The 13,396-nt window shown below is 49.4% G+C and carries 13 protein-coding genes and 1 pseudogene; 6 read left to right on the top strand and 8 right to left on the bottom strand.

The window, feature by feature from the left end:
* The first annotated feature begins 32 nt into the window (after positions 1-32).
* From B9Z32_RS13225 to B9Z32_RS13215, 3 genes are read left to right on the top strand one after another with little or no spacing between them, the layout of a single operon-like run.
* Positions 33-335 (top strand): BrnT family toxin, encoded by a 303-nt coding sequence (locus tag B9Z32_RS13225; RefSeq protein ID WP_108421921.1) that lies wholly within the window; start codon positions 33-35, stop codon positions 333-335.
* Positions 319-633, top strand: a complete 315-nt coding sequence (locus B9Z32_RS13220; RefSeq protein WP_108421920.1) for a BrnA antitoxin family protein — start codon at positions 319-321, stop codon at positions 631-633. The genes B9Z32_RS13225 and B9Z32_RS13220 overlap by 17 nt, the downstream gene beginning before the upstream one ends.
* Position 634: 1 nt before the next feature.
* Positions 635-1,417 (top strand): HAD family hydrolase, encoded by a 783-nt coding sequence (locus tag B9Z32_RS13215; RefSeq protein ID WP_108421919.1) that lies wholly within the window; start codon positions 635-637, stop codon positions 1,415-1,417.
* Positions 1,418-1,426: 9 nt separating this feature from the next.
* On the opposite strand, the gene B9Z32_RS13210 is transcribed toward B9Z32_RS13215, so the two are convergent.
* From B9Z32_RS13210 to B9Z32_RS13200, 3 genes are all read right to left on the bottom strand, one after another.
* Entirely contained in the window at positions 1,427-2,704 is a 1,278-nt protein-coding gene (locus B9Z32_RS13210) for a serine hydrolase (RefSeq protein ID WP_158268228.1), read from the bottom strand.
* A 53-nt stretch (positions 2,705-2,757) separates the two neighbouring features.
* Positions 2,758-3,900 carry a protein adenylyltransferase Fic gene (gene fic / locus B9Z32_RS13205; RefSeq protein ID WP_108421917.1) on the bottom strand — a complete coding sequence of 381 codons (1,143 nt, stop codon included), beginning with the start codon at positions 3,898-3,900 and terminating at the stop codon, positions 2,758-2,760.
* Between the two features lie 98 nt (positions 3,901-3,998).
* Positions 3,999-4,358: a VanZ family protein gene (locus B9Z32_RS13200; RefSeq protein ID WP_199220005.1), complete on the bottom strand. Its 360-nt coding sequence runs from the start codon at positions 4,356-4,358 to the stop codon at positions 3,999-4,001.
* A gap of 150 nt (positions 4,359-4,508) precedes the next feature.
* Between B9Z32_RS13200 and B9Z32_RS13195 the strand changes: the two are divergent.
* Positions 4,509-5,012 (top strand): annotated as a pseudogene (locus tag B9Z32_RS13195) (GDP-mannose 4,6-dehydratase); the annotation flags it as partial.
* A 44-nt stretch (positions 5,013-5,056) separates the two neighbouring features.
* Here the strand turns inward: B9Z32_RS13195 and B9Z32_RS13190 are convergent.
* From B9Z32_RS13190 to B9Z32_RS14315, 5 genes are all read right to left on the bottom strand, one after another.
* Positions 5,057-7,945, bottom strand: coding sequence for a YjbH domain-containing protein (locus tag B9Z32_RS13190; RefSeq protein WP_158268227.1), 2,889 nt, complete (start codon positions 7,943-7,945; stop codon positions 5,057-5,059).
* A gap of 69 nt (positions 7,946-8,014) precedes the next feature.
* Positions 8,015-8,647, bottom strand: coding sequence for a YjbF family lipoprotein (locus tag B9Z32_RS13185; RefSeq protein WP_146179498.1), 633 nt, complete (start codon positions 8,645-8,647; stop codon positions 8,015-8,017).
* A gap of 130 nt (positions 8,648-8,777) precedes the next feature.
* Positions 8,778-9,626, bottom strand: a complete 849-nt coding sequence (locus B9Z32_RS14150; RefSeq protein ID WP_158268226.1) for a hypothetical protein — start codon at positions 9,624-9,626, stop codon at positions 8,778-8,780.
* Positions 9,627-9,725: 99 nt separating this feature from the next.
* Positions 9,726-10,505 carry a hypothetical protein gene (locus B9Z32_RS13170; RefSeq protein ID WP_146179497.1) on the bottom strand — a complete coding sequence of 260 codons (780 nt, stop codon included), beginning with the start codon at positions 10,503-10,505 and terminating at the stop codon, positions 9,726-9,728.
* A 178-nt stretch (positions 10,506-10,683) separates the two neighbouring features.
* Positions 10,684-10,917 (bottom strand): MGMT family protein, encoded by a 234-nt coding sequence (locus B9Z32_RS14315; RefSeq protein WP_108421910.1) that lies wholly within the window; start codon positions 10,915-10,917, stop codon positions 10,684-10,686.
* A gap of 372 nt (positions 10,918-11,289) precedes the next feature.
* Between B9Z32_RS14315 and B9Z32_RS13160 the strand changes: the two genes are divergently transcribed.
* Positions 11,290-12,693, top strand: coding sequence for a phosphomannomutase/phosphoglucomutase (locus tag B9Z32_RS13160; protein ID WP_108421909.1), 1,404 nt, complete (start codon positions 11,290-11,292; stop codon positions 12,691-12,693).
* Positions 12,694-12,835: 142 nt separating this feature from the next.
* Positions 12,836-13,039: a glycosyltransferase N-terminal domain-containing protein gene (locus tag B9Z32_RS14265; protein WP_108421908.1), complete on the top strand. Its 204-nt coding sequence runs from the start codon at positions 12,836-12,838 to the stop codon at positions 13,037-13,039.
* The last annotated feature ends 357 nt before the right edge of the window (positions 13,040-13,396 follow it).

Genomic DNA, 13,396 nt, shown 5'->3' with positions numbered 1-13,396 from the left:
ACCAATAGCGTATATGTTCATAACATACACACATGCTCAACCTCGATCTCATCGTCGGGTTTGAGTGGGACCATGGCAATGCAGAAAAAAGCGATCAAAAACATGATGTGCTTCCCTCCGAATCAGAGGAAATTTTCTTCAACGACCCGCTCCTACTCAACCACGATGCCAAACACAGCCAATCTGAACCCAGATTCTTGGCTTTAGGCATTACCCATGAAAGGCGCTTGTTGACTGTTGTCTTCACATTGCGTGAAAACAATACCCTCATTCGAATCATTTCTGCCAGAGATCAACATCGAAAAGAAAGGCTTGTTTATGCCAAAGCAAACTAAGCTTCAAAGCAGTATCAAATCCAGCTTGAAGGCTATTCCTAAATTTAAAAGTGAAGCCGCTGAAAGAAAGTTTTGGGAAGATGCGGCCAATGACGCCACTGAGTATTTCGATGCATCAAAAATGCAAGTCGCGAAATTCACCAACCTCAAGCCATCCACCACCAGTATTTCTTTGCGCTTGTCTGACAGCTTATTAGATGGCATCCGACGTCAGGCCAATAAATTGGACGTCCCTTATCAATCCCTCATGAAAGTTTGGCTTACAGAAAAACTAGGCGAAGCCTCCAAGAGAACATAAATTGCAGCCTTTAAGCACTTGGCCCAGCACTGCACGCCAAAAAATCAGAGGCGTCTTCACCGACATTGACGACACCCTCACCACCGAAGGCGCCATCACGCCTGATGCGCTCCAAGCTCTGCACCAGTTAAAAACTGCAGGCCTCATGGTCATCCCCATTACCGGAAGGCCCGTAGGTTGGAGCATGCCATTTGCATCGACTTGGCCAGTCGATGCTCTAGTTGCAGAAAACGGCGCAGTGGCCTTGGTGCACAACGCACAAAACAACCAAGTTAGCAAAATCTACCAACAAGAACAAGCCACACGCACTCACAACTTTGAGCAAATGCAACGCATTGCCCAAAAAGTGCTGCAAGAAATACCGGGCACCGTGATGGCTCAAGACTCAGCAGGACGAGAAACTGACATTGCGTTTGACCACAGCGAGTTTCATCACCTGTCACCTGAAAAAATACAACAAGTGGTAGCGTTGCTAAATCAAGAAGGCATGACCGCCACAGTCAGCAGCATCCACATCAACGCTTGGTTTGGTGATCACAACAAATGGCATGGCGCAAAGTGGATTCTTAAAGAGCTAACAGGAAGAGAATTAGCTCAAGAACTAGATCAATGGGTCTATGTGGGCGACTCAACCAACGACCAAGTGATGTTTGAACATTTCACGCACAGTGTGGGCGTGGCCAATATCAGGCGCTTCGAACACGAGTTAAAACATTTGCCCAAATACATTACCTACCAAGAGCGCGGCGCAGGATTTGCTGAGCTTGCAGATGCTTTGCTATGAATTAAAAAATCACTCCCCCACATCCCCCCCCAAACTCCTCAACACCCCCGCCCACAACGCAGCCCTATAGTGATAAGGCCGCATATCCTGCTGCCCACTGGGTTTGAAGTTGGCCGAGGTTTGCACAATCACAATTTGATTGGCCGGTTGAATTAACATGCTTTGCCCATGAATGCCTTGCAATGCAAAGGTGCGTGTCTTGTTGGGCTGCAGCCAAGTCTGATAGCCATAACCAAAATACGGCGTGGCCACGCGCGGTTTAAAACCTGGGGGCTGCTTAGACACATCGGTGCCATCCAACACATAGTCGCGCGGAATAATTTCTACGCCATCACGCATGCCATCGTTGGCCAGCAACATGCCAAAGCGTCCATAGTCGCGCAAAGACGCATTGAAGCTACCTGCCACACCCTCAGCACCATCGGTGGTAGAGGCATGCCAATGCGCACGGTCTTGCGCGCCCATGGGTTGCCACAACCACTCTTCCGTGAGGGCAGTCACAGACTTACCAGTAGAGCGGCTAAGCACTCTGCCCAAAATTTCTGTTTCGATAGAGGCATAGTGAAAGCGTTGCCCCTGCTCTATATCGCGCGTTGTCTTGCCATTCAAATACTCGCTAATGCGTTGAGGCGCATTGGTATTGCTGGGGTGGTACAGCACTTGCCCCCACACCCAGTTGTCGTCGTCTGGCGTCCAGGTGTACAGCTCTCTAAAAGGCACACCCGACGACATGCGCAGCAAATTGCGAATGGTGGTTTGGCCATACGCCGAGTTGGCAATTTCGGGCCAATAGTCGGAGGCTTTGTCATCCAATGAACGAATATGTCCCTTGCCATGCGCTATGCCCACCAACATGGCCGTGAATGTTTTGGCCATGGAAAACGAACGCATGGGCATGCCGGGTTTGCGGTCGTATTGGTAGCGCTCGGCCACCACTTTGCCTTTGTGAATGATCAGCAAACCTGTGGTTTGCGTGGCATCCATAAAATCGTCTAAGTTTTTAGAAAACAGGCCCCAGCGCCAAGTAATGGGCGGCGGTGCTTCATGATCGGGCAAAGCCCATGGATTTGCCGAAGGCTTCACTGCATACTTAGAGTAAGCAGAAACCGAGGCCGACCAAGCACCCACGCGGCACTCGGGCTTGAGCAACGCTTGTATACAAGGCTTGTACCCTTGCTCTTTGCCCAGAGCCTCAGCATCGGGGCCATCGGCACGCATTTTTAAAACGGGCGATTGAACTTGAAAAGCCGACTGCGCTTGAACTTGTCCAGCTGCATTCAGCAACATGAACCCACTCAAAAGTAAAGGAAGCGAACGCCTCCAAAAAATAAAAGTTTGAATCATTCGGTTTCCACTCCAAAGTAAGGCACAAACTGATTGCTGTCATAGCTTAGTAACTTCATCAACTTTGGATGAATAAATAGCTTTTCTTTACCCGCTGGCTGCTCAACCAGCACACCCAATGCCACCATGTCTTTGAGGTACTTGGAGGCTGCCTGTCGTTTTGCCACACCCTTATTCACCAAGTTTGAAATGCGGCAATATGGCTGCTCAAAAATAACATCCACCAACTCTCGGGTGTAAATTTTTGGCACGCTAAGACGAACAAATTCGGTGGTGTGCTCCGACAAATTTCGAATGGCAGCAATCTTCTGAGTGGTCCAGCGGGAGGTCTCTTCCACCGCTTTCAGCATGAACAAAATCCATGGCTCCCAGGCGCCATCACGCGTGACGTTCAAAAGGAGTTTGTAATAGTCTGACTTGTTGGCAATGATGTGACGGCTAAGGTACAAAATTGGAAGCTGCAATAAATCTTGTTGAATCAAATACAAAATATTGATCACACGGCCGGTACGGCCATTGCCATCCTCAAAAGGATGGATCGCCTCAAATTGGTAATGCCCCACAGCCATTCTCACCAGTGGGTCTACATCATCCTCGTTGTGAATAAAGCGCTCCCAGTTGGCCAACATTTCCCGCAGATTGCTTTCACCCTCTGGTGGCGTGTAAATGACCTCACCTGTTGTGTCGTTGATCAGCTGCGTACCTGGCGTTTTGCGAATATCCAGGTCTACCCCTTTCAGCGTTCGACAAATTTCAACGGCAGTGACCGTACAAAGTGGACGATCCTTCAACGATTGAAAACCTTTGTAAAGTGCAGAGCGATATCGAAGCGCTTCTTTGGTCGCTGGGTCTGCTTGGTGTTCCCACTGCGCATGCTGAAACAGCCTGTCTGTTGTGGTCACAATGTTTTCAATTTCAGAACTGTCTTTTGCCTCCAGCAAAGGTATCGTATTTATCAGCATGGTCTGGTTGGGAATTAAATCTGCAGACTGCTTTAGCTCAGCCAACGCTGCGCGAGCGGTAATGCATGCCTTCAATACTGCTCGAGTTTCGAAGTCAGACGCAGCTGGCAGAAGTGGCAAGGGTGGCAGGCTGTTGTAAGGCTTTTCGGCCTGCCAGGCATCTTGGAAGTGGCTCATGGTTGAATAATTCTCTTTTATCGACACGTTATGATGATATGTCGATTGCGACGACATGTCCACACCACATGTCGATCATTTCAACTTTCATCGACACATCAAGGGCTTTTGTGAAATGACCAAAAAACCATCAGCCGCGCCAGCACCAACCCCACCAATACCCCCACCCCATCCGCCAGCGCATCTTGCCAATCGCCAAACCGATAACCCGTGAAGTACTGCAACACCTCAATCAACACCCCATGCGCAATTAGCAACAAGCCTATGCGCACCTTAGAAACACCAGGATAAGCCAGCACCGCCAACACCGCCAAAGTACCAAACGCAATGGCATGCTGCGCCTTGTCCCACCAGTCAAATACTGGCGGCAAATAAGGCGCAGGGCTTAAAGCCAGCGTATTCACTGCCACGAAGCACAGCCAGAACATGCCCTTGAGCACAGTTGAGAAATTAAACATTCATCCTTACCAGTCAGATTTACAACAATTGAACCACTCCGTCCATTCTGCAACTTTGCTCAAAACCAACTTGATATGATTAGACCCAACATTCATATCAATTTTTGATGCGATTAGACACCCAAAAATGACCCCAAAAATCCTAACCTGTGGCAGGTAGCCATCTTGCGCTACTTCAACCCCGTGGGCGCGCACATTAGCGGCACCATAGGCGAGCACCCCAATGGTATTCCCAACAACCTCATGCCCTTCATCACGCAAGTGGCCGTGGGCAAGCGCGAGTTTTTAAGCATTTTTGGCAACAACTACCCCACGCCCGACGGCACTGGCGTGCGCGACTACATTCATGTGGTGGATTTGGCCCAAGGCCACTTGGCAGCGCTTAACTATCTGAAAACCAAACAGCAAAGCATTACCGTTAATTTAGGCACCGGCAAAGGAGTGAGCGTGAAAGAAATGGCAGACACCTTTGCCAAGGTTAACCACATTCACCTGCCCTACAAGTTTGTAGCCAGACGCGCAGGCGATGTGCCCGAATACTTTGCCGACACCCAACTGGCCGAACAAGAACTAGGCTGGAAAGCCAAGCTAGACGTAGCCAGAATGTGCCAAGACTCTTGGCGCTGGCAATCACAAAACCCCAACGGCTACTAAACCAAGAAAAGAGAAAAAAGCCTAGCAGCAGCCAAAGCTTTTTCTCAGTTACCCCTGTTCAAAGGCAAAGCCGCCGGCATGTAGCTGGTCTCGCGCTGGCTGCGCGGGCTGGTAGCACCAAACAGCGTAAAGTCTCGGTTTAGCTTAGCACCACCATCGCGCGTGAGGGGGTTGTAAAACAAGTTGGCCACATTGCCGCTGCGTGAGGTGGTCATTACGTCAAAAGGTATGCGCAGGTAAAAGCCTTTGTCAAAGCTGCCCTCGCCAAACCTTTGGGCCGATACATTGGTCTTGGTAGCCCAAGCCCCCACCGATACACCGTTGGCAAATGTTTTGCCCACATCCAAGGTTACGCCCAAATCGCCCGCCAAATAGCGGCCAGCGCTTAGTTTGAGGTGGGTGTTTTGCCAGCCAGTGTCTATGTAAGCTGTGGCATGCCCTGTGGTTACACGGTAGCCTGTTTGTTCGCCCGCGTTGCTAAAGCCAAAGAATTGGTTAAAGCTGCGCTGCTGCAAACGGTTAATGTCTACCCCAAAGGCAAAGGGGCTGTGCCACTTGCGGTACATCCACTCGCCCCCCACACCCGCATACATGCTTTCCAAGTAGCCTGCATACACGCTGTAATAGTGGTTGGGAGCCAAATCAGAAAAGTGGGTAATTTGTAAGTTGGGCACATTGAACTTAGACGCCGTCATGTACTCCCGCAAATACGTGCGCACCCTGGGCATGTCACTGGGGGCGGTATATTTAAACTTGCCAAAGTTGTCATACAAATTCAGGCCTAGCGAGCCTGTAATGGCAACGTTGTTGCTAATTCTGAGCTGCATGGGCACCGAAAGGCCCACTCTAAACAACAAGAAACCATCGGGGCCCCCAATGTTTTGTTGCCAACTTGGCACCACACCAAAGCCAAACAAAGCAGGCGTTCGCTCCCACTCAGGCGTGTTGGGTTTATCTTGCTTAAGCTTAAGGCCGGTTCTATTTGAAACAGTTTGATAAGTTTGAACAGGCGGCTCTACAGCCACAATAGCGGGCACCACTTCAGCAGGCGGCACCAGTTGCGTGTTTTGCTTTACCCAAGCTTCGCGGTTAACCACTCGCTGTGTAAGCGGCACACCTTGGTCGTTCAAATTGAGCTCAAAGGTTTGGATATTGGCCGGTGCATCGCGGTGCAGAATGGTCAAAATTCGGTGCAGCCGTTCATTCCAATGAGCGCCCGACAATGCCTCAATGTCTACTTGCATCACGCTGCCATGGAGGGCAATTTTTTGAACCACCCAGCTGCTCATGTACGTAACATCGGCCACCGTGCTCACCCAATCTGGCGCTTGCTGTGGGCGTGTGGTGGCAATTTTGGGCGTGGGGGGGTCAGATACTTTGGGCACGCTAAGGTTGGGCAAAGAAGTGCGCAAAGTAAAGCCCACCATAATGGTGTTGCCACGCTCCAAGCCCAAAGACAAATCTACAGACGGGTTGGGCCTGTACACCACACCAAAGTTAAAGGGAGACGTTTGATTGCGGTTGTTGGCTTGTGGCTCGTTTTGATAGTTGTTGCCATCGTATTCAGCCTTCAGCACCCAGTTGCGCCAAGGGGTGTGGTACTGCACGCCACCAAACAGAGCAGCCGGGCCTCGGAAGAATGATTTGAAAGCGGGGGTGCCGCCCATGCCAAAGTCTGCACTGCGAGTGTTAAAGCTTGAATTAAGTTTAGCCAAGGGGTTGGGCACATTGCCACTAGACCCTAAGTAACCCCAGCCCATGCCCAAGCTGGCATCTAGGTTGCCAAAGCGCTTGTTGGCCACCACATATTCGCTAGAAAACAATCCGGTGCCACCAAAGTCAATCATGCCCAAGGCCACTTGCGGCATGTAGGCCGACTCTTCTAGCAAGCGAAGTTTGAAGTCGATGCTTTTGTCCTTTAATGCCTGCGTGCCCGACAGCTCAAATGGACCATACAAGAGGTTGCTAATGTTTGAATACCTAAAGCCAGCTTCAAGCCAATCGAAGGGCTGAACAAATACATTGGTTCGCTCATACGGGTACACACGACTCATACTGAGTCGTGCATCACCCGCTGGCGACATGCGTGCGCTGGGTGTTTGAAGCAGCCCTACAAAGCCCCAATCGCTGGCAGTGATGGGCAAACTGCGAGAGGTTGCAGTAGAGGTAGAAGTAAAAGAAGCATTTGCAGCTAAAGGCGCGCCAGAATAAGGGGCCAAACCACTGCCTACATTAGCCACCAAACTCTCATAACTTTGAGTGGCTAAAAATTGTGCCAACTGCAAAGACAACTCATTAGAAATTCCACTATTCCGTGAAGGCGCCCACACCAAGGCCCCAGGCGCTATGCCAGCTTGAGCTTCTTGGTTCCACATAGCAATGCCATAGTTAGCCACAGCACCATCTGGTTGAACAACGTACGCGCGATCTGTGCTTTCTAGTTGTGAAGGCACGCATGCTTGAAGATAGTTTCTAACTTGAGCGCCAGCCACATGCGGCACCGTGCACAGCCCACCACTTTGCATGACCACACTCACTGAAGTGGGCCTGTTTGGCATTGCTACTTTGTGGTCAGATTTTAAAACTGGGTCTTGGCTAGGGTGTGCCTGAAGCCAACGCGCATCGGGCTGGGTTAAGCGCACACGGCCAGTTACTGGCAAGGCTTCTACCCATTTGCCTAAGTTGGCCTTGTCTGTTGAAGAAGCCATTGGTATTGCGTTGAGTGCGTCAAGCACTTTGCGCTTGAGCTTAGCTTGTGCTTCGCGCTCACTGGGCACTTGCCACTGCAAGCCTGGTGTGTACAACAAAGCACCAGAAGGTTGGCGAAGCATCCAATCACTCAAGCGCTCGCCATCTGTGTGCGCAAGCTGCAATGTTTGCGCAGTCACGCCATTGCAAGTTAAAAGGCCACACAAGAAAACAGCTAAGAGCACACCAGCTTTATGAGCAAGCAACCTGGTAGCAAATTTATTGAACATTATTTTTAACTATCCAATAAAAATTTACTTAGCCACAGGCCAAGTTTGCCAAGAAAAGCAAAGTTCACTTGAAAAACACTGCTCACCATAAACCACAAAGGTTTGGCCATTCTTGGTACTTAAGCCATAACGCGCAGAAGGCAAGCCATGTGCAGTGCCTTTCACTTTTTCTTCCACCCACTTAAGTTGGTTTGCAGGCAAGCCTACCAAGTTGGCATTGGTAGGTGTGCGCACACCATACAGCTGCACAGTTTCAGAAATACCAAACTGATAGGCGGGCATTTGATCGTAAGTGCGTTTAAATTCAAATGAAGTTGCACTCAAGTTCAAAGCATTCAATTCTGTCCAATTTGGAAAAGGCACGTCATTCACGTTGCGCCAATCAATTTCAAATCCGTTGGTAGACACCACGCGCCCGTTCAAAAGCTTAAGCACCTCACCCTGGCTGCTGTACCAAGTTTCCATAGTGCCTTTGGGAGAATTTTCTGAATAGCCCAACACCATCAGCACAGCACGCTCGCGCAGCGTTACTCTTAAATACTTTAAATTGGGGTTGAGTTTGATGGCGTCAATGTTGCCGCTCTTGCCTTTGCCAAAGGCTTCAGCCATGGTCTGCGTTACGGGTGTTTGAATGCAGCCAGTCAATAAAGCCAACATGCCAATTACTGAACCCACCAATTTAACTAAAAACCAATTCACAAGCAGCCTAATTTTTGCAAAAAAAAACTCGGAGGACAAACCCCCGAGCTAATTAAAGTCTAGCGTTGGTTAAACGCTAAGAGTTGGATTAAATGGTGCCAGTAGTACCTGTGGTACCTGTAGTACCTGTAGTACCTGTAGTACCAGTAGAACCAGTGATGGTTGTACCAGTGGTACCAAAAGCAGTAGCAAGGGCTTGGTAGTTGGTAATGCTTGCGTTAGCTGCAGTTTGTGCAGCAACAGCGGCAGTTTGTGCAGTAGTAAGCGACGCAACGGCACTGGCCACAGAAGCTGAAGGATTGACACTCACAATTTGATCACGAAGTGCCAAAGCCAAGGTAATAGCTTTGAATGAAGCATCGGCAGCAGCCACAGCAGTTTGGGCGGCTTTCAAGCTCAAGGCCAAAAGTTCTGCTTTGGTACAAGAGGTAGCAGCAGCGCAAATGGTACGGCCGCCATTCACAACGCCCACCACGTTTACTTTAGAAGCAACATCAAGGTCAGAGGCTGCTTGAGCTGCTGCTGCTTGAGCAGTGGCGGCGGCGGCGGCGGCTGTGTTGGCAGCGTTGTAGGCAGCCGTAATGGAAGCGGGTGGGCTAGAACCAGCAGCAGCCAACAAAGAAGTAAGCGCAGAAGAAACAGCTGTGTTGGCTGCTGCAGCTTGTGTGGCGGCTGCAGTAGCTGTTGCGGCTGAATTGCCTGCCGCTGGAGGGGGTGTTACACCAGCTGGAGGGGTAACAACAGAAGCAGCACCACTGCTACCGCTGCTGGCAGCTGCAATAAAAGCCACGGCAGCTGTGGCAAAAAACACATTTGAATTAATGCTACCCACAGCAGAGCTGGTAGCAGCGCTAGCACCAGTTTGGGCATGAGCAGACATTTGTGTGGCTGCCAAAATAGATGCTACAAAAATAGCTGAAAGTTTGTTGCTAGACATGGAAACTCCGAGAGGGAATGTTACAAAGATAAAAATTAAAACACAAAAAGCCTAGTTTGAAATGACTTTTTTGTGAATTGTTGGGGTTTTTCATAGCATTTAGAAGTGCATTGCACCCTTAAAGCCAATTTCTAGCGTTTTGTTTTTGGGCTCGTACAGTGGGGTTAGGCCCCCGACCTCAGATTGGTCTAGGTTCCAGTAGGTCAAAGTAGGGCCTAAAGACCATGTTTCAAAGCGCCTAAGCAAGCTAAAACGCATACCATATCCACTTTTCTGGTCCATGCTGACGTTCTGAATGAGTTGAACTTTTTGCACCCCAGACAACAAATGCGTGTACTCCATTGTGGTGTGCAATTGTGAGTTGTCTACCAGCTTCATTTTATGGGTAATACCAATAGGCATGGTGGTGTAGTTGCTAGTACGCTCGTAACCTAAATCACTGAACAGATGCCTATAACCTACGCCTATGAAAGGGGACAAGACATAAGAGCCCATATCGATGTCTTTGCCGGCCAAAAGACGGGCCTCATAAAACATATTGGGCGTATCTCTTAAAATACCACTTATCGGGCTTGTGTAGTCGGCTTTGCCGTTTGAATAAGCTAACTCTGCCTTGTAAAACCAAGCATTTGCCGCATTGGGCCATTTGGTGCCAGGCGCATATGTGGCTGAATAGTTCAGGCCCACTCTATTTGCCTTAAGAGTCATATAGCCAGGCTCGTCGTATTTGTAATTGAAAGCTGATAAACCTAGGGTGCTTTCTGTCGTTGTAGCTAGGTTGAGGTTTTGAGCAACGGTATCCAAATAGGACAAAGCAAAAGCATATGCCAAAACACCTCTGACTAAGCTTGGTATAAATTTTTCAGTAATGCTCGACATATAGTTCCTTTGAGGTATCGACAGACTTTAGGCTGTTTATTTGCAATCATTCTAAATTTTATATTGCAACTTTAAAAGTGGTGCGCTGATTGAAAAATTTCACCTTCAATTTTCAAAGCTTAGCTGTCAATATCTTTTTGGCTCACGTCCATTTGCACAACATGGTCTTGTCAAGTCCTCACCGCTGGCTCAGTGCACTTTCAAGTTGCAGCAAAGCTTGCTCGCACCAAATGCCCCCAGCATAACCCGTTATTTTAGCTTGTCCACCCAACACAAGATGGCCAGAAGTGAAGATGCGGAAAGGGTTGCAGCCAATGGCTGATGCTAATTGGCCGTGTCTGCAAGTTTGACACATGGGAATGCTCATCAAAAGTTGCCATACGGCGTGTTGAAATTCGGTGCCAGCCGACAAGTCCAAAGGCAGGGATTGGAGACTATTACGTGATGCGCGCCCCTGGGGGCATTGGCCTTGGAAATAAGCTTTCAGCTAAGTTTCAGCTATTAGAAAGAGGGGTTGCTGGGTTCGAACATCCAAGCCTCTTTTTGGGGGCATGTTTTTGCCCCTCAAACCAAATGCCTTACAAACCTTTGGGGCTGACCGCCTAGGTGAGTTTGGCCCATAGGCACTCTAAGTATTTGTAAGAAATGTGGGTGTGCAAATTCATGTGTGAACCGTATTCGATTTCAATTGGCCCCACTTACAATATTATTGTTATAATTTTGATATTTGCGACGACTTAAGCCTGTTCACGAACCTTCCCAAGCTCTATTGCGATCATATTTTATGCAAGTCACAGCCCACATTTTCAAAGCCTACGACATTCGAGGTACCTACCCACGAACTTTGAGTGAAGCTTTGGCCGAAGGTCTGGGTCGCGCGTTTGGCACCTTAGCATTAAAAGAGGGCCGTTGTACAGTGGCCGTTGGACGCGATGGCCGCCTGAGTGGCCCTGCATTGTCCGATGCGCTAATGCGCGGTTTGATTTCTGTGGGCATTAAAGTGATTGACGTTGGCTTTACCACCACCCCTCAGCTTTACTTTGCTGCCAACACGGTGTGTGACAGCGGCATTCAAGTGACGGGCAGTCACAACCCCAAAGACGACAACGGTTTCAAAATGGTCATGGGTGGCCGTGCAATTTACGGTGACGAAATTCAAGCTCTAAGAAGCATCATTGAGCAAGAGTCTTGGGTCTTGCGTTCAGACGGCACCACGCGCATAGTGGACATCTTGCCTGCGTATATTGAACGAATTGTGTCGGGCATCCAAGTCAAGCGCCCCATGAAAATCGTGGTCGACTCTGGCAATGGTATTGCAGGCGCCAGTGCCCCCGCTATTTTCCGCGCGCTGGGTTGTGAGGTCATTGAGTTGTTCAGCGAAGTCGATGGCAATTTTCCCAACCATCACCCCGATCCCAGCAAGCCAGAAAACTTGAAGGATCTGATCACCACATTAAAAAACACAGGTGCAGAACTGGGCTTGGCTTTTGATGGCGACGGCGATCGTTTGGGCATTGTGACCAACGATGGTGAAACCATTTACCCCGATCGTCAGATGCAAATGTTTGCAGAAGATGTTTTAAGCCGCGTGCCCAATGGCACCATTTTGTTTGACGTGAAATGCTCACAACGTTTGGCACCAGCCATTCGTGCGGCCGGCGGTCAGCCCTTGATGTTCAAAACGGGCCACTCGCTAATCAAAGCCAAAATGAAGCAAATTGAAGCCGAAGGCGGGCAAGCGCCTTTGGGCGGCGAAATGAGCGGCCACATCTTTTTCAAAGAGCGTTGGTATGGCTTTGACGACGGCACCTATGCCGGTTGCCGTTTGTTAGAGATTGTCAGCCGCAGCGCCGATGCCAACGTGGTGCTCAAAGCATTGCCCAGCAGCTTCAGCACGCCCGAACTCAATGTCTCGTGCAAGGAGGGCGAGCCACACGTGTTGACGGCCCAATTGTTGAAAGTTGCGGCGCAACATTTTGCGGCACCTGCAGAAATTTCTGACATTGATGGTCTGCGTGTTGACTGGCCCGATGGCTTTGGTCTCATTCGTGCGTCCAATACGACACCCGTGTTGGTGTTGCGTTTTGAAGGTCACACAGAAGCTGCCTTGCACCGCATTGAGCACGACATGCTGGCCTTGCTCAAAACGGTCAAGCCCGATGCGGCTTTACAAAGCGCGGCGCACTGAGCGACGTTTTAATTTCAATCCTTGGAACCCTCAGAGTGAAAGCTACATTTCTCTATGGGTCTATGGTTTGTTGACAAGTTTGGCCAAGCCACTGCTTCGTCGCAAACTACATCGCTGAGCCAAGTCTGAGCCTCTTTACAATCTGTTCATCATAGAGTGTTTTGGGCATTACGACCCAGATCAACTCGGAAGTGTTAGCGCATCTTCAAATCACGCTCAATGGATTTGGGTACATGCTGTGTCCCAGGGTGAAACTCGCACCGTGGGTATTTTGATCAAACAACTGCGTGCTTCCATCATTGTGCAGGGCAATCAGCGCACAGAAGTACCCGCGATACCAACCTAAGCCGTCAATACCAATGGCGCGAGCGATATGTTTGCAGGTGCATTCTTATTCGGTGTAACCCACATTTAAACACTTGCGTAATCGGCAGCACTAGCTAACAAAGCGGCCGCGGCCGTCGTCAGTGAGCAAGGCAAGCGAATAACAACAGCTCAAATGCAAATTGTTAAAAAATAGTTATAATTTTAACTATTGCCGAGTTATCAGAACTACTTGCAGGGCGATTCATAAATTCTGCTAAAGCGTTCGCCGAGGCCCCAAAGCATCTGGCAGCGCAAATCAACATGCATGCCAAACTTACAGGAGAACCCTCATGGCGAATGACTTTCTTTTCACTTCAGAATCCGTGTCCGAAGGCCA

Source organism: Limnohabitans sp. MMS-10A-178 (assembly GCF_003063375.1).
Lineage (GTDB): Bacteria > Pseudomonadota > Gammaproteobacteria > Burkholderiales > Burkholderiaceae_C > Limnohabitans_A.
The sequence above is the reverse complement of the archived record's forward strand: the minus strand, read 5'-3'. Positions and strand labels throughout refer to the sequence as shown.